This is a genomic window from Cupriavidus basilensis (assembly GCF_029335485.1).
Lineage (GTDB): Bacteria > Pseudomonadota > Gammaproteobacteria > Burkholderiales > Burkholderiaceae > Cupriavidus > Cupriavidus basilensis_E.
Genome location: NZ_JARJLM010000124.1, coordinates 1 through 19,852, shown reverse-complemented (window position 1 = coordinate 19,852; position 19,852 = coordinate 1). Strand labels below are relative to the sequence as shown.

Genomic DNA, 19,852 nt, shown 5'->3' with positions numbered 1-19,852 from the left:
GCCTTCTTCAAGACCACATAGAGCATGTCCTTCAACTGCAGCTTTTCCTTCTTCAGGGCTTCGATGGCGGCGCTGTCCGCCGGGGTGACGCCCGTTTCCATATTGGAGATCTGGTGATCCAGGTCGTTGTGACGCTGGAACAGTCGTGAGAAATGCGCGTCCTCCGTCTTGAGGCGGGAGATCAGGTCGCGGAATTCAGGGAACATCAGGGGCTCCAGAGTGGTGGCGAGGAAGGCCGGAGGGCCTTGGGAAGCTTCATTGTTCCACCGCCAGCCATGGCGGGCCTTGACCTGGGTCAGGCGGCGGCGGATCGCCGGCCCTGTTCGCTGGGCGCTACAGCAGCAAGACGGCTTCGACAGGCGCTATGCCACCACGGCTTACTACAACGCCACGCAATGGTTGCAGGGCCCGGGCCGGCGCGTGGAACTGAGCGTCAATTACCGCTTCTGACCGGCGGCGCTATCGAATATCGAAGGCTGCCCCCTATGCCCCCAAGCCTCGCCAGCGTGGCTCAGGCCGCGGCATCTTCCGGCGACGGCGCACGCGCCGCAACTGCCGGTGCGAAGCGGCGGTCCAGCAGCCAGACCATCGCCAGCGTGGCGCCCATCAGCGGGAATACCAGGCCCAGGAGCCCTAGCCCTGCGACCCACGCCCGCATCGGTGGAAGGTTGCGCGGGAATGACGGTGCCGCCAGCGCGCGCGCGGGCCGGCGCTTGAGCCACATGATGAGGCCCGTCACGGCGAGCGCCATCAGGCCCAGCGAGATGGCCGTGCAGGCGATCTGGTTGGCCAGGCCGAAATAGCGCCCCATGTGCAAGGAGGTGCCGTACGAAATGGCCTGGGCAACCGCGCCATAGTCGCCGTAGCGAATGTCCTTGAGGACCTTGCCGCTGTACTGGTCGATATGCAGCGTGCGTTCCATCCTGGGATCTGCGGGGAAACAGGACGCGGTGAAGACCCCGGTCGGGGATCCCGGCAGCACCAGCTGGCATCCGCTCGGGACGCCATTGGCGGCCACGATCCCGACGGCACGATCCAGGCTGATGGTGGCGGTGCCGGCAGCCGGCGCCGTGCCGCGCGGCACTTTGCTCAGGCCGACGGCCCAGGGGACTTCCACCAGCGGAAGCGAGTCCATGCGGGGCGCGCCCGGGGTCGAACGCACGCCCGCGTCTCCCCACGCGCCGGGCGGGTTGCCCAGCTGCGCTGCCGTGGCGAGCGCCTTGAACTGCTTGCCCCACGATGCGCTCCACGGCAAGCCCGACAAGATGAACGCCACGGCGCCGAGCGCCAGCCAGGCACCGGTCACCAGATGGATTTCCTTCCACCAGCCGCGCCCGCCGGCGGCGTTGCCGGCCAGGAAGGCGCCGGCGCCTTTCGCGCGCAGCCGCGGCCACCACATTGCAAGGCCGGTCGCGATCATCACCAGGGCCCAGCACGCTGCCAGTTCCATCAGCAGCTCGCCGGTCTTGCCCAGCAGCAGCGCGCGATGCAGCAGGCGCACCTGCTTCATCAGGCGGTCTTCCACGCTCAGGCTGCCAAGGTACTCGCCGGTGTATGGGTCCAGATAGAGGCTTTGGCTCTTGCCGGACGGCAGGCGAAAGACAAACTCGGCGCTGGCGCGCGGGTCCGGATCGAGGGTGTAGGTGGTGGCGGCCGAACCTTCTGGCGCCTGTGCCCAGGCACGGTCGAGCAGGTCCTGGGCAGGAAGTTTCGAGCCCGCCGGCGCCACGCGCAGCAACCGGGGATAGAGCAGCGGCTCGATCTGCGGCTGGAAGCAGTAGATCGTGCCGGTGATCGACAGCACGATCAGGAAGGGCATGACGAAGAGCCCGGCGTAGAAGTGCCATCGCCACAACATGCGATACGAAGCAGTGGCAGTGGCGGCTGCCGGGGACGGCTGGGCGGCGGCTTTGGGCATGGGGCTGGGCGAGACGACGACGCTGCGGTATTTCGAGGCGCTCAGCATACCGTGGCCCGCGCGGCGCCGGCCTGCGGCCAATGGACGCGCCGCCCTCCCACATCTCGCTCACATGGACGGCATGGTCGAGGCGAGCCTCGCGGCCATCAGCACGACCAGCGCCAGCAGCGTGGTCTCGGCACACAGGCTGCGCATCAACGGCTTGCGTACCCCTTCATCGCCACCCAGCAAGCGGGGCAGCGCATGCCAACGGTTCCAGGCGCCCAGGGCCGCTGCGCATCCCACCAGTATCAGCTTGGCGGCGAGCAGCTGCTCGTAAGTGCCAAACCTTCCCGCAGCGGCGTCCAGCAGCCGCCAGACGTTGAACAGGCCGCTGACGACCACGAGCGTGAGCGCCGTGGCAGCGACCTGGGACAGGCGCAGCATCAGGACAGCGGGCCAGGACGCCGGTGTCCCGGTCCAGCGCAGCAGCAACCGCCACGAGACCGCGACGCTGCCCGCCCAGGCACAGCCCGCGCCGATGTGGATGGCGTGGATGCATGCCGATGCGCTGAACATGCCGTGCTCGGCCGCATGGCCGGTGGCCGCCTTTGCGATCAGGAACAGCAGCAGGCCGGCAGCCGTCGCGCGACGCGGCCAGGCGCCCGGGCCGCCTGGTTTCGCGGCGGCGCGCATGAACGAGGCGGCGCCGGCAATGACCAGGCCAGCCGCGCCCAGCAACCACATGGCGCCGTTGTGCGTATGCAGGAGCACCAGCCAGACCGCGGGCAGGAGTTCGGCCGGCGGCGCGTCCGTCAATGCCAGCGACACCGCCGGAAGGTAGGCCACGAATGCGCCGGCAAGCAGGGCCAGGCAGCTGCGCGCCCATGCCGGCGCCGAGGCCGCGGGCCATGCCGGCGTCAACAGCCAGACGCCAAGCGACGCGCTCAGCGCAATCGATATGGCGCCGCTGAGCCACCAGCTCAATGTGTCCGCGACACCCGCCACTATTTCACCGTGAAGCGATAGCTGCCCTTGCTGCGGTGCCCATCGGTGGAAACCACGTTCCAGTCGACCTTGTAGCTGCCGGCGTCGAGCTTGCCCAGGGGCAATTGCAGGATCCTGGGTGCCGTTGCGTCGACGGTGGCCTTGCTTGCCGTGACGGGTTTGCCCGCGCCGTCAGTCACTTCGATCTTGCAGAGCGCGCCTTCCAGCGGCTCGGAGAACTCGAGCCGCACTTCCTGCGGCGCTGCCTGTGCCGAGTCCGCGGCAGGCGACTGCTTCTGCAGATGGGAGTGCGACCACGCGGTGGCGGCGTAAAGCAGGGCAATGGCGGCGGCACCGGCGCGGAGCATGTGGGTAAGGCGTTGATCTGGCATTGGGGTGGATGTCCTGGAGCGTTAGGTTCTCGGAGGCAGAAGAGATTGTATTCAGTCCTGGATTTTCCCTTGGAAGCGCGGGCGGCCTGCATGCGGCAAATGGCCGCTGGACAGGCCGCGGCCACCTTGCTCGCGCAGGTCGCGGAAAAAATGCGGCAAATTGCCACTCGGCAAGCACTTTCAATCGACTTATTCTGATCCCTGCCAAGCATAGCCGATCTTTTTTTAATGGCTTGCCTGGCAGAGAGATGTCCACCCAACGTCGGTCCCAACAGGAAGGAATCATCATGACGATCAAGATCAGCAAGAAGGAAGCCATTGAAGTGCGCGGGCGCAGCGGCGCCTGTTGCGGTTCCTGCTGCGCGGCGATTGGCGCATAAGCGCATTTCGCCCTTGAAGCGGATGGCCTGAGGCGGCTGTTGGCCCCGGGCCATCCGCACGCGATGGCGACGTGAGACAACGTGGGACGGCATGCATGAAGATAGGGTTCAATTTCTCCTTGGGGACGACTTACCCCCTGGTTACGCAACTGGTCCGGGAAAGGGAGATCGATTTCTGCGAAATCCTTATCGACAACTTTCTGCAGGTGCCGGCCGTGGAGCTTGCCGCTGCATTCGATTGCCCGGTGGCCTTCCACATCATGTTCTCGAAGTACATGGAGAGCGATCAGGCGGCGCTTGAAGACCTGGCGGCAAGGTTGCGCGAATACATCGATATCCTGCGGCCGCTGTACGTGTCGGACCATATCGCAGCATTCAGCCACCTGGGCCGCCAGCTTTATCATCTTGCCGAGGTCGACTACGCAGGGGCCTATCGGCAGATCCGCGAACGCACGCTGTGGTGGCAGGAACGGCTCGGGTGTCGCGTCCACCTGGAAAACTACCCGTCGATCATGGACGGCGGCCACGATGCCCCGGCATTCTTCGCGCGGTTGACGAAGGAGACCGGCTGTGGACTCCTGTTCGATATCTCAAATGCCGTATGCGCGCAGCGCAACTGCGGCTTGCCTCTCGATGCCTGGAGCCTCCTGGCTGCCGAGGCAAGGCATTTCCATATTGCCGGATTCACCGGCTCGATACTCTCCCCCAGGCTTGCCATCGACGCACACGATACCGACTTGGCGCCCGATACGCTGGCGTACCTTGAGCGCATCGGGCCTGCCCTGGCATTGCCGGGCCGGACCCTGACCTATGAACGCGACGGCAATATCGAATACGAGGCGATCGTCCGGGATCTGCACCGGCTGCGCACGGCGCTGGCGTGCCCCAAGCCCTCCCATGGCCATGCCGCCGTCAATGCAGACGCCAGTGAAGACCGCAATGCCAATGTCACCGCTTAACGATACCGATCTGCTCGAGGCCCTGGCCACGCCTGACCTCCAGAAGCGCTATCCACGCGATTCGAAGGCCTTCGTCAGGATCGACACCAGCCTGCGCGCCTACTGGCATACGCTGTTCGACGTGTGCCCGGCGTTGCTGGACCTGGCCGGTCCGGACGGACTGGCGATTTTTCGGCCGTTCATGGCATGGGCGGCATCGCGGCGCCTGTCCATGAACTGGGCGTTCTACATCTGGGCTTATCGGTGGCTTGACGGATCGGATTTCGCGGACAGCCTGCCCGACAGCCTCGCGGAATCGATGCTGGCCGCCTCGGCGGCCCGCTGGGCTACGGTGGACCGCGGACGCGCCGCGGGCATCGTGCTGGGCGATGCGAAGAGCCCCGGCCTGATCGCCGGATGGAAATGCAGGTCCGTCGACGGTGCGCGTTCGGTCGAGCGTATCGAGCTGGAAGCCCCGCTTGCGCCGCCGTGCGACCGCTTTGGTTTCTTCCTGGTGCCGGGCTTCGCGCTCGAGACGTTTCCCGGATGGTCGCCGATTCCGCTTTGACCCGGCGCCGGCGCCGTCGCGGCTAACGCCCGCCGGCCGCGCGCGCGCCACGTTCGGGCCACGGGTCCGAGAAGCGCTTGTCCTCGAGGAATTGCCTGTCCGTAAGGGATTGCAGGAACGCGACCATATCGTCGAGTTCCTGCGCCGTCAGCTCGAATCCCTCGATGAATTCACTGCGCAGCGGATTGGGCGGCCTGCCGTCGCGGGCGGCCTTGCCCCGCTTCGCATAGTGGTCCCTGATCACTTCCTGGAGCGTGGCGATCGATCCGTCGTGCATATAGGGCGCCGTGACCGCGACATTGCGCAGCGACGGCGAGCGCATCTTGCCCTCGTCGGCCGGATTGCCGGTGAACTCCCGGATGCCATGGTTGTCCGGCGGGTACAGGCCGTTGCCGTCAAGGTCGTACAGGCCGGTGTTGTGATAGCCGATTTCCGGGAAGGCCAGCCTCGCGTGCCGGTTATTGTCGGTGAAGTTGAATCCCCCATGGCAATGCGCGCACTCCATTCTCTCGCTGAAGAACAGCGTCTCGCCGCGCCTGGCGGCAGCGCTGATGGCGCCAGGCTCACCGCCATACTTGTATTGGTCGTAGGGCGAGTTGAAGGTGAGCAGCGTGCGCTCGAACGAAGCCAGCGCCCTGGCGATCGACGACAGGCTGACGGGGTCGGCCTGCCCGGGAAACGCAGCGGCAAACAAGGCGGGGTAGCGTGGTTCCGAGCGCAGCCGTTCGAGCATCAGCTGTTCCCGGCCGGCCATCCCCATCTCCAGCGGCGTTTCACCGAACAGGGGCACCAGGACCTGCATCTCGAGCCGGGTCAGGTTGGGGTTCGCCCAGGTCAGCACGGGGAAGTAGGCGACGTTGCCCAGGCTCATGGCATTGCGCACGCCCTGCGTGCCATGGACGCCGAGCGCCAGCTTGCGGCCATCGGTGAATCCCTTCGCCTGGAGATGGCAGCCCGCGCATGCGGTCGAGTCGTCCACGGACAGGCGGCGGTCATAGAAGAGGTGCCGGCCCAGTTCCACCTTGGCCGCGGACATCGGGTTGTCGGGCGGCACCACCGGCGGGGGGACCCAGGCCGGCAGCTTCCAATCGTATTGCGCCGCAGGCCCGGCGGCGCCTGTCAGGCAGGTCAGCGCGCAGAGCAGGGCGGAAAGCACTGGGTACTTCATTGGCTATCTCGCCTTGCCCGGCCGGAAGAAGCGCTGCCCGCCTGCCGCCTGATCCTGGAAGGCCAGCCCGAAGGCCGGCATGAGCCGGCGGCAATCCGCGTCGTCCGGGCCGGCCATGCAGCCGGGCGCCGAGCCCGGCGTGTTGATATCGATATTGGTGTCGCGCAGCAGGGCGGCAAGATCGATGATCACGTGCTGCGTATCGGGGTCGAATGTGTCGAAGCGGACGGTGACGCGGTTGGGCCGATGGCAGGCCGCAGGCGCGGCGGTCGCCGAGGGGGAAACGCACTCGCTGCTGCCGAGATGCACCGGGAAGCCGGCGGCGCGCTGGTGCGTTGGCGTGCTGCCGCCTTGCGCCTGCCCGCTTGTCGCCATGTCGATCTTGACGAACTTATAGCCTGCCTGCCAGCTCCAGAACATCGCCGTCAGGTTCAGCGGCGACGGCGCCAGGGTGGGGTCAGCATGGTTCAGCGCGGGTGGCACGCCGAGCGTGAACTGCAGGCCACGATAGACCCCAGGCGGAATGTGGCCCTCGATTCTGTCGTGCAAGCCGGGATTGCCATTGCGGCAGGGCCCCGTGCCGTTTTCGAAGTCGAGCAGGGCAACGTCCCTGTACTGCCAGCGGCCGTCCTGCCCGAGCGTGAGATTCACCGCTTGTCCGGCGGCATCGATCAGGGCAACCTCCGAGATATACAGCCGGAAATCGGAAGGGGTGATGCGCGATGCCGTCGTGCCGATGCCGTCGTAGCTGCGGCCGCACTCGAACGGCTCCTCTCCCACGCGTGCATCGAACTGTAGCGTGACCGGCCGGTTCGGCGCAGCCGGGATGCCACCGCCGCAACCCGACAGGGCGGCCGCCAGGAGGGCACCGCTTGCCCATGCGTATTTCATTGTCGTTCCCTTTCCCTTTAGAAGGAGGCGGTCAGCGCGATCTTGGCATTGCGGCCCACGTCGGCGACGCGTGCGATCGCATTGCCGGACTGGTAGGAGAAGTAGCGCTTGTCGAACAGGTTTTCTATGCCGAAGTCGACCTTGAGCATATGCTTCGCGGCAGGGGGGTACCAGGTCATGTACAGATTGTGGACGGCATATCCGGGCCGCCGGCGCAGCAGGGTGGAATCGTAGTCCTGCGCGGCCACGAACTGGCTGTTCCACTGCAGGGCAACCCGATACTGGGGCAAGGCCTGGCGAATACCGAGCACGAGCTTGTCGGGTGGTGAATAGAGGTATGCGCCCGTGCTGTCGTCCGTGGTCCTGACGCGGCTATAGGCGGCGCTCAGGTCCAGGTTGCCGACGCGGTACAGGCCCTCGATCTCCGCGCCGCGGCTCCTGGCATCGGTGACGTTCTGGTACTGCGTAATGGTGCCGGTGCCCGAGAACGGCATGCTGCGCGCATAAGTGCCGACCACCGTGCTCGAGATCAGGTCCTTCACCCGCGACGCGTAGACGGAGCCACGCAGGCGCACGCTGTCATTGCCGGCAAGAATGGCGTTGCGATGGAACGACGCGCCCAGCTCCAGCGTTCGCGCGGTTTCCGGCTTCAGGTTCGGGTTGGCGGCGAAGTTGAACAGGTAGTTCCTGCCGGAAAGGTTCTGGTATGCCTCGCTGATCGAGGGCGCACGGTAGGCTTCGCCATAGCTCGCGAACAGCGTCGCCTGGGGCACGGGCTGCCAGCTCAGCGCCAGCTTGGGCGAGACATGATGGTTCGAGGACTGGCCGGATGCGCCGGTATCGACGGCGGTCTCGAAACGGTCGCCCCGCAGGCTGGGGGTGAGCTTCCAGGCCTTGCCCAGGCTGATCTCGTCTTGCAGGAAAGCGCCGAACACCCTCTGCGTTCCATCGGGAATCACGGGGTTGGCAGCGCCCGCGCTGGCGGCGGATTGATGGTCGCGATAGTAATCGATACCGTACGTGACCCGCTGCCCGATGGTTTGCCCGCCGAAGCGAAGCGATTGCTGGAGGCTCGCGCCGGTGGTGTCGGTCACATTGGCCGTGGCCGGCAAGCCGGGGAACAAGGCATTGCGCTCGGCGCTCAGGCTGAGCCGCGTGTGATAGAGCGTGACGTCGAGATCCGGCTTGCCATCCTCGCCAGCCAGGGCGGCCTTCAGTACGGTCTGCTCCTGGTTGATGCGATTCATCTGGACCGGAATCGACGATGGCGTGCCGAGGCTGCTGTCAGCCTCAGGGTTGTTCGGACGGTAGCTGCCCGCCTGGTAGAACTGGTGGGACAGGTCGAAGCGCAGCCGCTTGCCGGGTTGCAGGCCCAGCTTGAACAGCCCGCTGCCGGCATGGCCGTCATTCGGCCGCAGGGTCGTGCCGCCGCCCTGGCGGATGCGGCCCGTCTCCGCATAGCCGAACGCCGCGATGGCGTCGACCATGCCTGCCTGGCCGTAGAATCGCGCGTTGTAGTGAGGCGAGCGGTCGGCCGACGCGTACGCCGTCCGCACGTCGGCGCCGGCGTGCTCGTCCGGCCCTAGCAGGTCGCGCGCGGTGAGGGTCCTGAACACCATGGCGCCGCCGATGCCGCCGCTGCCGTACAGGGTGGACGTCGATCCCCTGACCACTTCCGCCTGGCGAAGAAAGAACGGGTCGGCATACAGGGGAGACGCAATGCCGGGGGACGCATTCTGGCGGGCGCCGTCCACCAGCACGATGATCTCCTTGCCGGTAAAGCCGCGTATGCCGGGGATCTGGCCTTCCGGCCGCGGCCCACCGCCGAAATCCACATTGGGCAGTGTCTTCAGGACGTCCGATACCGAGTAGGCCTGCCTGTCCTCGAAGTCTTCGCGGGTGACGACGCTGATCGACGCAGGGGTCGACGACAGCGGGTTCTCCGTGCGCGTCGCGGAGACGACAACCGGGTCGAGCGTTGCCGCCGACGGCGCGAACGGCGCCGCCTGGGCGCCGGCGGCTGGCGTGTGGGTGCCTATGGCAGTGGTGATCGTGCAAGCCAGCACGGTGCGGACCGTCATCGTCTCTCCCTCTTTTTTATACCGGGGAAATATATAGAGATGGCGCTTTGTGTGGTATGCGGCATATGGCCGCGTACTTTTCGTGCACTGGCGAAGACTGGCGGAACGACGCTCCTGCCTGCGCGCCCTGTCGAACACCACGCTACCGGGCACGGCATCACCCCCGCGAAACGCGTTCCACGCGCCAACACGCCGGGCCACATCCACTTCTCATCGGATAGCCGCACCGCCTTCGTGACGCTGCACGACACGGGCGAAACAAGGATTCTGATGCGGTGGCCGGGCCTGGCCATGCCGTCAGTAGCCGTCAGTAGCTCAGGCGCAGACCAAGGCGGACCGTCCGGCCGGCGCCGGGTGCGATCCATACGCTGCTGTAGGAGCTTGCATAGTAGGTCTTGTCGAACAGGTTGTTGACGTTGAGCGTGACGCGCATGTTCTTGCTGTATTGCCAGTAGGCGAGCAGGTCGGCCAGCGTGTACGCGGGCAGCGAGAAACCGTTCTGCGCGTCGCCCGAGCGTTTGCCCACATACCGCACGCCGCCGCCGACGCCGTAACGCTGGCCGACGGGCGCCGCGTCTTCATAGACCGCCAGCACGCTGCCGCTGGTGCGGGGGATGTTGAGCAGGGGCGTGCCTGCCGCGAGCCGGCTGTCCCGGGTGATCTCGGCGTCGGTCAGGGCAAAGCTGCCGGAAACCCGCCAGTGCTTGCCCAACTGGCCGGACGCATCGAACTCGAGGCCGCGGCTGCGCGCCTCGCCGGCGGCCACCGAGTAGGACGTGTCGGCCGGGTCGGCGGTCAGCACGTTGCGCTTGCGGATCTCGAAGGCGCTCAGGGTGGCGCCGATGCGGCGGTCGTCGCTGTCGAACTTCAGGCCGGCTTCCACCGCCCGCCCGTGCTCGGGAGCGAACGCATGGCCGGCGGCGTCGCTGCCCGCGTTGGGCCGGAACGAGCGGCTGGCGTTGGCAAAGAGGGAGACATTGTTGCTGGCCAGGTAGGTGACGCCGATGCGCGGCGACACGGCGGTCTGGCGCTGGGACGTGGTGGTGCCGCGCAGGCGGTTGTCCAGCGACTGGTCGTAGGCATCGAAGCGCGCGCCCGCCAGCAGGCGCCAGCGCTCGCCAAGGCGCAACTGGTCCTGGGCGTAGAGTCCCAGGTTGGTCTGGCGCTCATAGGTGTCGGTATTGGGCAGCAGCGTCGGCGGCGTCTGGCCATAGACCGGGTTGTCGATGTCGATGGCATAGGGCGCGCTGGCGCTGGGGTTCCTGCGCAGTTGCGCCTGGGTGTTGCCGAAGCGGTAGGCGTCCACCCCCAGCAGCAGTTCGTGGCCGACCGGCCCCGTGGAAAACTTGCCCGTGACGTCCGCCTGCAGAGAAACGTCGTCCGACCGGTAGTCGCGATTGCGCCGCTGGCGCGTGAGCGTGCGATTGTCCGCGCCGAGGGCGCTCGCCTCGGTCGAGTATCCGGCCAGGCTGCCGCCCCGGTAAGCCACGGAGACCCGGCCCATCCAGTTCTCGGAGAACTGATGTTCCACGCCCAGGTGGTGGGACTGGCTATCGATGCGGACATCGCCGTCGCCGGGTTCGCCGAGGAAGCGCGAGCGAGGAATGGCGCCGGGCTTTCCGTTGACGGCGACCACGCCGCGGTCCAGCGGCGTGCCGAAGCGCTGGAATTCCGCCGCGTACTGCACGATGGTATCGGCGCCCAGGATCCAGGTGAACGACGGCGCGACCAGGTAGCGCCGGCTGTTGATGAAATCGCGCGTACTGCCGTCGTGATCGGCCACGGCGATCAGCCGGCCCGCGACGGTCTCGCCAAGGGCGCCGGTGACATCGGCCGCGACCCGGTAACGATCGCGGTTTCCTGTCTCCATCTCATAGGTCTGCGCAGGCTTGAACTGCGCTTGCCTGGTGACGATATTGATGCTGCCGCCGGGCTCGCTGCTGCCGTACAGCGACGAAGTGGGGCCTTTCAGGACTTCGATCCGCTCAATGGTGGCGGCGTCCCGCGGCGCGGTGAAGCCCCGGTTCGCGGCGAAGCCGTTGACCAGGTAGCCGGAGCCGGTGTTCTCGCTGCCGGTGAAGCCACGCATGGCGTAGTTGTCCCACAGGCCGCCGAAGTTGTTCTGGCGCGAGACGCCGCTGGCATAATCGAAGGTCTGGTCGAGCCGTGTGGCACCGATATCGTCGATCAGGGCCCGCGGCAGCACGCGCACGGCTTGCGGCACCTCGCGCAGCGGCGTATCGGTGCGGGTGGCGCCGGAAGCCTCGGGCGGATGGTAATGCGCCGGCGAGGCGGTCGTCACCGAAACCTCTTGCAGCACGTGGTCATCAGGATCCGCGGCATCCGCGAAAGGCGAAAACGCCAGCATGGCAGCGGCGGCGAAAGGCGTGAGAGGCTGCGGACGCAGCATGGATCGATCCTCGGAGATGGAATGTGAGCGGCGGGCGCCGTTGCGGGGGCCCGCCTGGTTTTGGTGGCGCCGGACGGGGCAGATTCGTCCGCGCACCTTATTGAGAATGAATTTTCATTAGCATTTTAGTTATGGAACGCATGACCCGTCAACGCGAAGCTGTGCTCGGCGCGTTATCCGATGCCGCCCGGCCCCTCAGCCCGGCCGAGATCCTTGCCGCGGCCCAGGGCGGCGTGCCGTCGCTGGGGCTCTCCACGGTCTACCGCAATATCCGGGCCTTGGTGGAGGAGGGCATGCTGAGCGCGGTGGAACTGCCCGGCCAGCCGGACCGGTACGAGGTGGTAGCCGTACCGGGTACCGTGGTTCACCGGCACTATTTCCAGTGCCTGTCATGCGACCGGGTGTTCCCGCTGGAGGGCTGCCCCGGGCACCTCGACGAGATCACGCCGCCGGGCTTTGTGGTGGAGCAGCATGAGCTGACGCTGCGGGGCCGGTGCGCTGCCTGCGCCAAGGCGGCAGGCAAGCGCGCGGCGCCGGCCGCCCGCGCAGGGGCCGCACGTCGCGCCGAGGGCTGACCGGCTGGCGTGCCGGTAGCCGGCTTTCCTGCGAGCGGGTTAGCCGGCTGCCTGCGTATTGAACCCTGGAAGCTGGTCTTGCCGTGTGCAAGGAGGCAAGGACGCCGCGCGGCCCGCTTCCGTCGTTCATCTGGCTTGTCGATGGCCCGGGTCGCCTTTTCTGGCGCGGCGCCGTCCACCGCATATCCTCATGCGGATAAATTCCTTCCGCTGCGGCCGGCAACCGGGCTAACGTGGCCAGCCTGGCCGCGTTTCCCGCGGCGCTTGCCGTCGCATGTCATGAATCACACGGATCGCGTGGTCCACTGGGTTCTCAGCAGCCTGGAACTCGAGACCACCCTGTTTCACATCGGGCAGTACTGCGGCACCTGGCGTGCCTCGGTAGCCGGACGCATGCGTGCCGGTTTTCACCTGGTACTGCACGGCGCGTGCTGGCTGCATCTGCCGGGCGAGCAGCGGCGCTCCTACCTGCAAGCCGGCGATGCGGTCTTCTTCCTGCGCGATGTGCCGCACTATCTCGGGCAGCATGACGACCCCCAGGCCTGCCTGCCGGTGGCCGGCATGCAGCCGCTGGACCTGTCGGTTGCCGATGCCACCGGGCTGGCGTGTGGCTTCTTCGATTTCCGTCCCGGCTTCAGCGAAGTACTGCTGGCGCCGTTCCCCGATTACCTGGTGCTGCCGGCGGGCACGGCAGCGCTGGGCGGCACCCGTGCCTTGTTCGACCTGATCCTGGCGGAGGCGCGGCGCGGTGATGCCGAGCCCTCGCCGCTGATCGCGCGCCTGGTCGACCTGCTTTTCTTCTACGTGGTGCGGCATCTGGCCGCGCGCGAGGATGTGGCGCAGGGCCTGTGGCCGCTACTGCGCAGCGCGGAGTTTTCCGGCCTGATGCTGGCGCTGATCCAGCATCCCGAGCGGCCGTGGTCGGTCGAAACCATGGCGGAACTCGTCCATATGTCGCGTGCCACTTTCAGCAAGCGTTTTACCGAAGCCTGCGGGCAGCCGCCGGCAGCCTTCCTGCTGTTGCTGCGCATGAAGATCGCCAGCCAATTGCTGGCCGGCCGGTGCAGCATCGCGCAGGCGGCGGAGCGTGTGGGCTACCGCTCCGAGGCGGCATTCGCGCGGGCCTTCAAGAAGGCCACCGGGGCGCAACCCGGCGCGTACCGCAGGCAGGGCCAGCGGGCGCCGGCCACCGGCGCGGCCTTCGCGCCGACCTAGGTGTGCCCGCGACCACGCGCCGCCAAAGCAGACGAAACAGCAGGAAATCGCGACATTCGCGCATGGCCGCGCACGCCGGCACGCCGCACAATCGGCTGGTGTTCAACGATCCTCCGATATGCCATGAGCCGCATCCCGCTCCAGACTGCCGACACCGCACCCGAAGCCAGCCGTCCCTTCGTGGCGCGCGCACTGGCGAACAACGGCTACCTGCCGAACCTGATCGCCGCGCTGTCGAATGCACCGGCCGCGCTGGAAGCGTACCTGACCGTCTCGGAGATCAACAGCCGCAGCTCGCTGACGCTGGCTGAGCGCGAGGTGGTCCAGATTACTGCGGCGGCTACGCACGGTTGCGGCTTCTGCGTCGCGGGCCACACCGCGATCGCGCTCAAGAAGGCGAAGCTCGACACCGGTATTGTGGACGCGCTGCGCGCCCAGGCCGCCTTGCCGGAAGCCCGGCTCGAAGCACTGGCCGCCTTTACGCGTGCGGTGATCCGCGACCGGGGCGCCGTGCCGCAGGCGGAATTCTCGGCTTTTGCCGAGGCCGGCTTCAACCCGGCCCAGGCGCTCGAGGTGGTGCTTGGCGTGAGCCTTGCCACGCTCTGCAACTTCGGCAACAACCTCGCCCAGTCGCCGCTGAACCCGGAGCTGGAAGCCTACCGCTGGACCCCCGGCGCCGCATGAAGCGGAACAGGAGCGCGCAATGACGCTGGACCCAACCCTGACGCAGTGGCTCGACACCCATGCCGACGCGCTGGACGGCGGCACCGCCGACCCGGCCGGCGTACTGCCGCGGCTGGCGCAGGCCGGTTTGTTCCGGCTCGGCGTGCCGCTGGCGGCCGGTGGCGCCGGCGGCAATACCTCCGATGCCATCGAGGCCATCGCCGCGGTGGCGGGGCACTCCCAGACCGCGGCCTTCGTCTTCTGGGGCCAGCGCGTCTTCATCGAGTATCTGCTGCAGAGCCCCAACCGCGCGCTTGCCGGGCGCTGGATGGGCGCGCTGCTGGATGGCGCGCTGGCCGGCGCCACCGGCCTGTCCAACGCCATGAAATTCCTGGGCGGCATCGAAGCGCTGCAGGTCAGCGTGCGCGACGCGGCCGGCGGGTGGAGGGTCGACGGCACCGTTCCCTGGGCCACCAACCTGCACCCGGCGGGCTTTGCGGTCGCGGTGGCGGCGGACAACCTTTCCTCCGGGCGGCCCGGCGTCTATGCGGTTCCGTCGACGTTGCCGGGGGTGACGCGCAGCGACGACCTCGACCTGATCGGCTTGCGCAGCAGCCACACCGCCTCGGTGCGCTTCGATGCGGCGGCGCTGGATGCCGGCTGGCTGCTGCACGAGGATGCGCACCAGTTCCTGCCGTGCGTGCGGCCAGCCTTCCTCGGCTTGCAGTGCGGCCTTGCCATCGGGCTCGCCCGGCGCGCAATCCTGGCGGCCCGCGGCCGTGCCGATGGGGCCCGGTCGGTGCTGGACGATGAACTCGACACGCTGTCGGCAGCGGTGGAGGCTGAAGCAAGGCGGGTGGCCGAGGGCGTGGATGGCGGCGAGTTCCTGGCCGCGCCGCGCGCGCTGTTCGGCATCCGCATCCGGCTGGTGGAACTGGCCATGGCTGCGGTACAGCTTGAACTGCAGGCGCGCGGCGGCGCGGCCTATCTGCATGCGCGCAACGGCGGCTTTGCGCGCCGCTGGCGCGAGGCTGCATTCCTGCCCATCGTCACGCCCAGCCTGGTGCAGTTGAAGACCGAACTGGCGCGCCAGGCACAGCGCGAGGCGGCATGAGCGGCGCGCTGCTCGAGGCCGAGGGCGTGTCGCTGGCATACGGCAGCGGCGCCGGCGCGCATACGGTGCTGCGCGGCGTGGACCTGCGGCTGGCGCCCGGTGAAGTGGTGTCGGTCATCGGCCCCAGCGGGGCCGGCAAGTCGAGTGTGCTGCGCCTGATGGCCGGCTTGCAACAGGCGACCAGCGGGGCAGTGCGCATCCGTGGCGAGATACTCGTGGCGCCGCATCCCCGTATTGCCGTGGCTTTCCAGGACGCGAGCCTGCTGCCGTGGCTGTCGGTGGAGCACAACGTCGGCTTTGGCCTTGGCTTCCGCCGCCAGCCCGCGATCGGACGGAGCGAACGCCAGCGCCGTGTGGCGCAAACGCTGGAAGCGGTGGGTCTGGGCCACGCGCGCCAGCTGTACCCCGCACAGCTCTCCGGCGGCATGGCGCAGCGCGTGGCCCTGGCCCGCTGCCTGGCACGCCAGCCGCAGGCCCTGCTGCTGGACGAGCCGTTCGGCGCGCTCGACGAGATCACGCGTGGCGACATGCAGGCGCTATTGCTCAGGATCGTGCGCGACTTTGGCCCGGCCACCTTGCTGATCACGCACGATATCGACGAAGCCCTGCTGCTGTCGGACCGCGTGGTGCTGCTCGGGGGCATGCCCGGCGAGCCGGCCCGCGTGACGCGCGAGTGGCGCATCGCGCTGCCGCATCCGCGCGCGTCGCTGGTGGACGCCCTTGGCGCCCTGCGCGTGGATATCGTGCGGCACCTGCGCCGGCTGCTGCGGCCGGACGAGCGCGAGGGCGGGCCTGCGCCGCAAGCACCGCAAGCCCTGCAACCGATCCCTGTTTGATTTGTTCGACCTGTTTGACCTGTGATCAAGACGAGGTAATCCATGTGCCAGGTACCGATGTCCCGGCGCGAGCTGCTCAAGCTCTCGGCGCTGTTTACCACTGGCGGCGCGCTGCCCCTGCTCAATGCCCTGAACGCGCGCGCCGCCAGCGAGCCGGATGCCCCGGTGCGCATCGGCTACCTGCCGATCACCGACGCCACGCCGCTGCTGGTGGCGCACCATCATGGCTATTTCGACCAGGAAGGCGTCAAGGCGGAGAAGCCGACCCTGCTGCGCAGCTGGGCGCAACTGGTGGAGGCTTTTATCTCCGGCCAGGTCAACGTGGTGCACCTGCTGTCGCCGATGACGGTGTGGGCGCGCTTCGGCAGCCAGGTGCCGGCCAAGGTGGTGGCCTGGAACCATGTGGGCGGGTCGGGGCTGACGGTGGCGCCGCAGGTTGCCACGCTGCGCGATCTCGGCGGCAAGACGGTGGCGATTCCGTTCTGGTATTCCATCCACAATGTGGTGCTGCAAACGCTGCTGAAGAAGGACGGCCTGGTGCCGGTGGCGAAGAAGACCGGCACCCTGGCGGCGAACGAAGTCGGCCTGGTGGTGATGGCGCCGTCCGACATGCCGCCGGCGCTGGCTGCGCGCCAGATCGAAGGCTATATCGTGGCCGAGCCGTTCAACGCGGCGGCCGAGACGCTGAAGATCGGCAAGATCCTGCGTTTCACCGGCGATGTCTGGCGCAATCACGCCTGCTGTGTGGTGTTCATGCACCAGCAGGACCTGGATCGGCGGCCGGCGTGGTCGCAGAAGGTGGTCAACGCGATCGTCAGGGCGCAGCGCTGGACGCAGGACAACCGCGCCGAGGCCGCAGCCTTGCTGTCGAAGGACGGCCCCAACCGCTACACGCCGCACACGCTCGACGCCCTGCGCAAAGTGCTGGCGCCGGACGCGGGCGACCACGGCCGCTATCTCGCCAGCGGCGCCATCCGCCACGCGGGCTGGAACGACCAGCGCATCGACTTCCAGCCGTATCCGTATCCCAGCTATACGGAAGAACTGGTGCGCCGCCTGAAGGGCACGCTGATCGAGGGCAATAGCAGTTTTCTCGCCGCGCTCGATCCGCAGCGCGCGGCGCGCGAACTGGTCGACGACCGTTTCGTGCGGCGCAGCCTGGCGCAAGTGGGTGGCCTGAAGGCGTTCGGCTTTGCCGACGGCTTCACGCGGCAGGAGGAGATCGCGGCGTGATGCGGGCACCGAGTGGCGGCAATGGCGGCAATGCGGCCCGCCTGTGGCCGGGCATCGGCGGGCTGGCGGCGCTGGTGGCGCTGTGGTGGCTGGCTACCGGAGCCGGCCAGGCCGAAGGGCTGGCGGCGCGCTTCGCGCCGTCGGCCACGCTGGCCAGCGCGGCCGGACTGCTGCGTCATCCCGACCTGTGGCTGCACCTGGGCGTCAGCCTGCGGCGCGTGCTGCTGGGGCTCGCGATTGCGCTGCTGGCGGGCGTGCCGCTGGGCCTGCTGGTGGGTGGCGTCAGGGCGGTGGACGCCGCGGTATCGCCCGCCTTCCAGTTCCTGCGCATGATCTCGCCGCTGTCCTGGATGCCGGTGGTAGTGATGGTGCTCGGGGTGGGCGACCGCCCGGTGCTCTTCCTGTTGGCCTTTGCCGGGCTCTGGCCGATCCTGCTCAACACCGCCGCCGGCGTGCGCCAGCTCGATCCGCGCTGGATCCTGCTGGCCAGGAGCCTTGCCGCCACCCGCGCCGAGTTATTGATGCGAGTGGTGCTGCCGGGCGTGGTGGGCAGCGTGCTGACGGGGCTGCGCCTGTCGATCGGCATCGTCTGGATCGTGCTGGTGCCGGCGGAAATGCTCGGGGTCAACGCGGGCCTGGGCTATTTCATCCTCGATACGCGCGACCGGCTGGCCTACTCGGAGCTGCTGGCCACGGTGCTGGTCATCGGCCTGCTCGGCTTCGCCCTCGATACGCTGGCGCGCTGGCTGCATCGCTGGTGGGTGCCGTCGTAGGGGCGCAGCCACCAGCGCGCGATGCTAGTCGTCCAGTTTCGGCAGCATCTTGGCCGGATTCAGCAGGTTCTTCGGGTCAAGCGCGCGCTTCACCTGCCACATCAGCTCCAGCTCCACCGGCGACTTGTAGCGCTTCAGGTCGTCGCGCTTGGCGACGCCGATGCCATGCTCGGCGGAGATCGAGCCATGCGCCGCATGCGCCAGCGAATCCACTGCCTCGGAGATCCGCACATACCACTGCCCCAGGAAATCCGCCGCGCTGCGGTCCTTGGGGCGCAGCGGGTTGAAGTGCACGTTGCCGTCGCCCATATGGCCGTAGATCACCATGCGCGCCGCGGGCTCCAGCGCCAGCACCTTGGCCGAGGCGTCGCCAATAAATGCGGCGATGCGCGACAGCGGCACCGAGACGTCGCACTTGATGCTGCCGCCGGTGCGGGTCTGCGCATCCGAGATTTCCTCGCGGATCCGCCAGAAGCTCTGCGCGTCGGCCACGCTGGCGGCCACTGCCGCGTCCAGCACCAGCGCCTGTTCCAAGCCGGCTTCCAGGATCTCCATCAGCGTGGCGTTGAGGCTTTCGCTGCTGCCGCCCGAGGTCAGCTCGATCAGCACCATCCAGTCGTGCCGCGCGGGCAGCGGCGAGGCCACGTCGCCCAGGTATTCGAGCACCAGCTCCAGCGCGCCCGCCGAGATCAGCTCGAATGCGGTGACCGCCTGGCCGCCATGCTGCTTGGCGACGCCCAGCAGGCGCACGGCGGCTTCCGGGCTTTGGACCGCCACGAAGGCCACCGCGCTGGCGCGCGGTTGCGGCATCAGCTTGAGCACGGCGGCCGTGATGATGCCGAGCGTGCCTTCGGAGCCGACAAACAGTTGCTTGAGGTCGTAGCCGGTATTGTCCTTGCGCAGGCCGCGCAGGGAGGAGTAGATGCGGCCGTCCGGCAGCACGGCTTCGATACCCAGCACCAGGTCGCGCATATTGCCGTAGCGCAGCACCGCGGTGCCGCCGGCGTTGGTGGCCAGGTTGCCGCCGATCTGGCAGGAGCCTTCGGAACCGATGCGCAACGGGAACAGGCGCTGCTCCTGCTCGGCGGCGGTGCGCGCGGCGTTCAGCGTGACGCCGGCCTGCACGGTCATGGTGTCGTTGATGGTGTCCACCGCCAGCACCCGGTTCATGCGGCCCAGGCTCAGCAGCACCGCGGTGCCGCTATCGTCGGGCACAGCGCCGCCCATCAGCGAAGTATTGCCGCCCTGGGGCACTACCGGCACATCATGGGCGTGGCACCAGGCCATGACCTGGCTGACCTGTTCGGTGGACGATGGCATGACAACCACCTGGGCCTTGCCGCGGTAGATGCGGCGGTAGTCCGTGACATAGGATTCGGTGTCGGCATCGCCGCTCAGGCAGGCGCCCGCGCCCACGATGGCTTGCATGGCTGCCAGCGTGGCGCTGGCAGCGGCGGTGGGGATGGTGGGGGATTCGGTCGGCATATCGGCTTGCTTTGTGATGGGTGGCGGCAATGGGCGCGCGGGCGTCAGTACGCGGCGCAAGGCCCGGTGGCGGCGGGGGCGGCGCCGGTGGCGATGAAGTCCGCCGCCAGACGGCGCGCCGCGCCGGCATAGACCAGCACATCCACGCCGGTGGCCACGAAGGTGCAGCCCAGTTCCAGGTAGCGGCGCGCCAGCTTGGGGTCGGAGGTCAGCGTACCGGCCGCCTTGCCGCTGGCGACGATGGTG

20 protein-coding genes and 1 pseudogene are annotated in these 19,852 nt (G+C 67.9%); 11 read left to right on the top strand and 10 right to left on the bottom strand.

Annotation, left to right across the window (positions count from 1 at the left end; genetic code table 11):
• On the bottom strand, positions 1-206 hold a 206-nt coding region (locus tag P3W85_RS07000; protein WP_276264239.1), incomplete at its 3' end, for a YdcH family protein.
• A 52-nt stretch (positions 207-258) separates the two neighbouring features.
• On the opposite strand from P3W85_RS07000, the gene P3W85_RS06995 reads away from it, so the two are divergent.
• Positions 259-450: a hypothetical protein gene (locus tag P3W85_RS06995; protein ID WP_276264242.1), complete on the top strand. Its 192-nt coding sequence runs from the start codon at positions 259-261 to the stop codon at positions 448-450.
• Between the two features lie 61 nt (positions 451-511).
• Here the strand turns inward: P3W85_RS06995 and P3W85_RS06990 are convergent, their stop codons facing one another.
• The 3 genes from P3W85_RS06990 to copC are packed head-to-tail and all read right to left on the bottom strand — an operon-like array spanning position 512 to position 3,276.
• Positions 512-1,966 (bottom strand): PepSY-associated TM helix domain-containing protein, encoded by a 1,455-nt coding sequence (locus P3W85_RS06990; protein ID WP_430869508.1) that lies wholly within the window; start codon positions 1,964-1,966, stop codon positions 512-514.
• A 60-nt stretch (positions 1,967-2,026) separates the two neighbouring features.
• Positions 2,027-2,884 (bottom strand): copper resistance D family protein, encoded by an 858-nt coding sequence (locus tag P3W85_RS06985; RefSeq protein ID WP_276264238.1) that lies wholly within the window; start codon positions 2,882-2,884, stop codon positions 2,027-2,029.
• Between the two features lie 20 nt (positions 2,885-2,904).
• Positions 2,905-3,276 carry a copper homeostasis periplasmic binding protein CopC gene (gene copC, locus P3W85_RS06980; RefSeq protein ID WP_276264237.1) on the bottom strand — a complete coding sequence of 124 codons (372 nt, stop codon included), beginning with the start codon at positions 3,274-3,276 and terminating at the stop codon, positions 2,905-2,907.
• Between the two features lie 287 nt (positions 3,277-3,563).
• Here copC and mbnA point away from each other — a divergent pair, with 287 nt between their 5' ends.
• The 3 genes from mbnA to mbnC all read left to right on the top strand — a co-directional run bounded on the left by mbnA (position 3,564) and on the right by mbnC (position 5,162).
• The gene (gene mbnA / locus P3W85_RS06975) at positions 3,564-3,656 is read left to right on the top strand and encodes a methanobactin (RefSeq protein WP_017225281.1); all 93 of its coding nucleotides are present in this window, start codon (positions 3,564-3,566) and stop codon (positions 3,654-3,656) included.
• A 95-nt stretch (positions 3,657-3,751) separates the two neighbouring features.
• Positions 3,752-4,615 carry a methanobactin biosynthesis protein MbnB gene (gene mbnB / locus P3W85_RS06970; protein ID WP_276264236.1) on the top strand — a complete coding sequence of 288 codons (864 nt, stop codon included), beginning with the start codon at positions 3,752-3,754 and terminating at the stop codon, positions 4,613-4,615.
• Positions 4,602-5,162, top strand: a complete 561-nt coding sequence (gene mbnC, locus P3W85_RS06965; protein WP_276264235.1) for a methanobactin biosynthesis protein MbnC — start codon at positions 4,602-4,604, stop codon at positions 5,160-5,162. Before mbnB ends, mbnC begins: the two co-directional genes overlap by 14 nt.
• Positions 5,163-5,184: 22 nt before the next feature.
• On the opposite strand, the gene P3W85_RS06960 is transcribed toward mbnC, so the two are convergent.
• The 4 genes from P3W85_RS06960 to P3W85_RS06945 form a co-directional block, all read right to left on the bottom strand.
• On the bottom strand, positions 5,185-6,330 hold the full coding sequence (locus P3W85_RS06960; protein WP_276264234.1) for a methanobactin export MATE transporter MbnM: 1,146 nt from the start codon (positions 6,328-6,330) through the stop codon (positions 5,185-5,187).
• Between the two features lie 3 nt (positions 6,331-6,333).
• Positions 6,334-7,221: an MbnP family copper-binding protein gene (locus P3W85_RS06955; RefSeq protein WP_276264233.1), complete on the bottom strand. Its 888-nt coding sequence runs from the start codon at positions 7,219-7,221 to the stop codon at positions 6,334-6,336.
• 17 nt (positions 7,222-7,238) lie between these two features.
• Positions 7,239-9,302, bottom strand: a complete 2,064-nt coding sequence (locus P3W85_RS06950) for a TonB-dependent hemoglobin/transferrin/lactoferrin family receptor (RefSeq protein WP_276264232.1) — start codon at positions 9,300-9,302, stop codon at positions 7,239-7,241.
• A gap of 307 nt (positions 9,303-9,609) precedes the next feature.
• The gene (locus tag P3W85_RS06945) at positions 9,610-11,712 is read right to left on the bottom strand and encodes a TonB-dependent siderophore receptor (RefSeq protein ID WP_276264231.1); all 2,103 of its coding nucleotides are present in this window, start codon (positions 11,710-11,712) and stop codon (positions 9,610-9,612) included.
• Positions 11,713-11,843: 131 nt separating this feature from the next.
• Here P3W85_RS06945 and P3W85_RS06940 point away from each other — a divergent pair, with 131 nt between their 5' ends.
• From P3W85_RS06940 to P3W85_RS06910, 7 genes are all read left to right on the top strand, one after another.
• The gene (locus P3W85_RS06940) at positions 11,844-12,287 is read left to right on the top strand and encodes a Fur family transcriptional regulator (protein WP_276264230.1); all 444 of its coding nucleotides are present in this window, start codon (positions 11,844-11,846) and stop codon (positions 12,285-12,287) included.
• A 279-nt stretch (positions 12,288-12,566) separates the two neighbouring features.
• The gene (locus P3W85_RS06935; protein ID WP_276264229.1) at positions 12,567-13,502 is read left to right on the top strand and encodes an AraC family transcriptional regulator; all 936 of its coding nucleotides are present in this window, start codon (positions 12,567-12,569) and stop codon (positions 13,500-13,502) included.
• A gap of 123 nt (positions 13,503-13,625) precedes the next feature.
• Positions 13,626-14,186: a carboxymuconolactone decarboxylase family protein gene (locus P3W85_RS06930; protein WP_276264228.1), complete on the top strand. Its 561-nt coding sequence runs from the start codon at positions 13,626-13,628 to the stop codon at positions 14,184-14,186.
• Between the two features lie 19 nt (positions 14,187-14,205).
• Positions 14,206-15,279, top strand: coding sequence for an acyl-CoA dehydrogenase family protein (locus P3W85_RS06925; protein ID WP_276264227.1), 1,074 nt, complete (start codon positions 14,206-14,208; stop codon positions 15,277-15,279).
• Positions 15,276-16,115 carry an ABC transporter ATP-binding protein gene (locus P3W85_RS06920; protein ID WP_276264226.1) on the top strand — a complete coding sequence of 280 codons (840 nt, stop codon included), beginning with the start codon at positions 15,276-15,278 and terminating at the stop codon, positions 16,113-16,115. The genes P3W85_RS06925 and P3W85_RS06920 overlap by 4 nt, the downstream gene beginning before the upstream one ends.
• A gap of 42 nt (positions 16,116-16,157) precedes the next feature.
• Positions 16,158-17,348, top strand: a complete 1,191-nt coding sequence (locus P3W85_RS06915) for an ABC transporter substrate-binding protein (RefSeq protein ID WP_276264225.1) — start codon at positions 16,158-16,160, stop codon at positions 17,346-17,348.
• Positions 17,348-18,121: an ABC transporter permease gene (locus P3W85_RS06910; protein ID WP_276264240.1), complete on the top strand. Its 774-nt coding sequence runs from the start codon at positions 17,348-17,350 to the stop codon at positions 18,119-18,121. Before P3W85_RS06915 ends, P3W85_RS06910 begins: the two co-directional genes overlap by 1 nt.
• 24 nt (positions 18,122-18,145) lie before the next feature.
• On the opposite strand, the gene P3W85_RS06905 is transcribed toward P3W85_RS06910, so the two are convergent.
• Together P3W85_RS06905 and P3W85_RS06900 are read right to left on the bottom strand one after the other, a co-directional pair.
• Positions 18,146-19,606: an FAD-binding oxidoreductase gene (locus P3W85_RS06905; RefSeq protein WP_276264224.1), complete on the bottom strand. Its 1,461-nt coding sequence runs from the start codon at positions 19,604-19,606 to the stop codon at positions 18,146-18,148.
• A 44-nt stretch (positions 19,607-19,650) separates the two neighbouring features.
• Positions 19,651-19,852: pseudogene (locus tag P3W85_RS06900) on the bottom strand (2-keto-3-deoxy-L-rhamnonate aldolase); the annotation flags it as partial.

Coding starts and splice junctions, on each gene's coding strand:
- P3W85_RS06990 (WP_430869508.1), bottom strand. CDS start 1,966: ATGCTGAGCGCCTCGAAATACCGCAGCGTCGTCGTCTCGCCCAGCCCC.
- copC (WP_276264237.1), bottom strand. CDS start 3,276: ATGCCAGATCAACGCCTTACCCACATGCTCCGCGCCGGTGCCGCCGCC.
- mbnA (WP_017225281.1), top strand. CDS start 3,564: ATGACGATCAAGATCAGCAAGAAGGAAGCCATTGAAGTGCGCGGGCGC.
- mbnB (WP_276264236.1), top strand. CDS start 3,752: ATGAAGATAGGGTTCAATTTCTCCTTGGGGACGACTTACCCCCTGGTT.
- mbnC (WP_276264235.1), top strand. CDS start 4,602: ATGTCACCGCTTAACGATACCGATCTGCTCGAGGCCCTGGCCACGCCT.
- P3W85_RS06960 (WP_276264234.1), bottom strand. CDS start 6,330: ATGAAGTACCCAGTGCTTTCCGCCCTGCTCTGCGCGCTGACCTGCCTG.
- P3W85_RS06955 (WP_276264233.1), bottom strand. CDS start 7,221: ATGAAATACGCATGGGCAAGCGGTGCCCTCCTGGCGGCCGCCCTGTCG.
- P3W85_RS06950 (WP_276264232.1), bottom strand. CDS start 9,302: ATGACGGTCCGCACCGTGCTGGCTTGCACGATCACCACTGCCATAGGC.
- P3W85_RS06945 (WP_276264231.1), bottom strand. CDS start 11,712: ATGCTGCGTCCGCAGCCTCTCACGCCTTTCGCCGCCGCTGCCATGCTG.
- P3W85_RS06940 (WP_276264230.1), top strand. CDS start 11,844: ATGGAACGCATGACCCGTCAACGCGAAGCTGTGCTCGGCGCGTTATCC.
- P3W85_RS06935 (WP_276264229.1), top strand. CDS start 12,567: ATGAATCACACGGATCGCGTGGTCCACTGGGTTCTCAGCAGCCTGGAA.
- P3W85_RS06930 (WP_276264228.1), top strand. CDS start 13,626: ATGAGCCGCATCCCGCTCCAGACTGCCGACACCGCACCCGAAGCCAGC.
- P3W85_RS06925 (WP_276264227.1), top strand. CDS start 14,206: ATGACGCTGGACCCAACCCTGACGCAGTGGCTCGACACCCATGCCGAC.
- P3W85_RS06920 (WP_276264226.1), top strand. CDS start 15,276: ATGAGCGGCGCGCTGCTCGAGGCCGAGGGCGTGTCGCTGGCATACGGC.
- P3W85_RS06915 (WP_276264225.1), top strand. CDS start 16,158: ATGTGCCAGGTACCGATGTCCCGGCGCGAGCTGCTCAAGCTCTCGGCG.
- P3W85_RS06910 (WP_276264240.1), top strand. CDS start 17,348: ATGCGGGCACCGAGTGGCGGCAATGGCGGCAATGCGGCCCGCCTGTGG.
- P3W85_RS06905 (WP_276264224.1), bottom strand. CDS start 19,606: ATGCCGACCGAATCCCCCACCATCCCCACCGCCGCTGCCAGCGCCACG.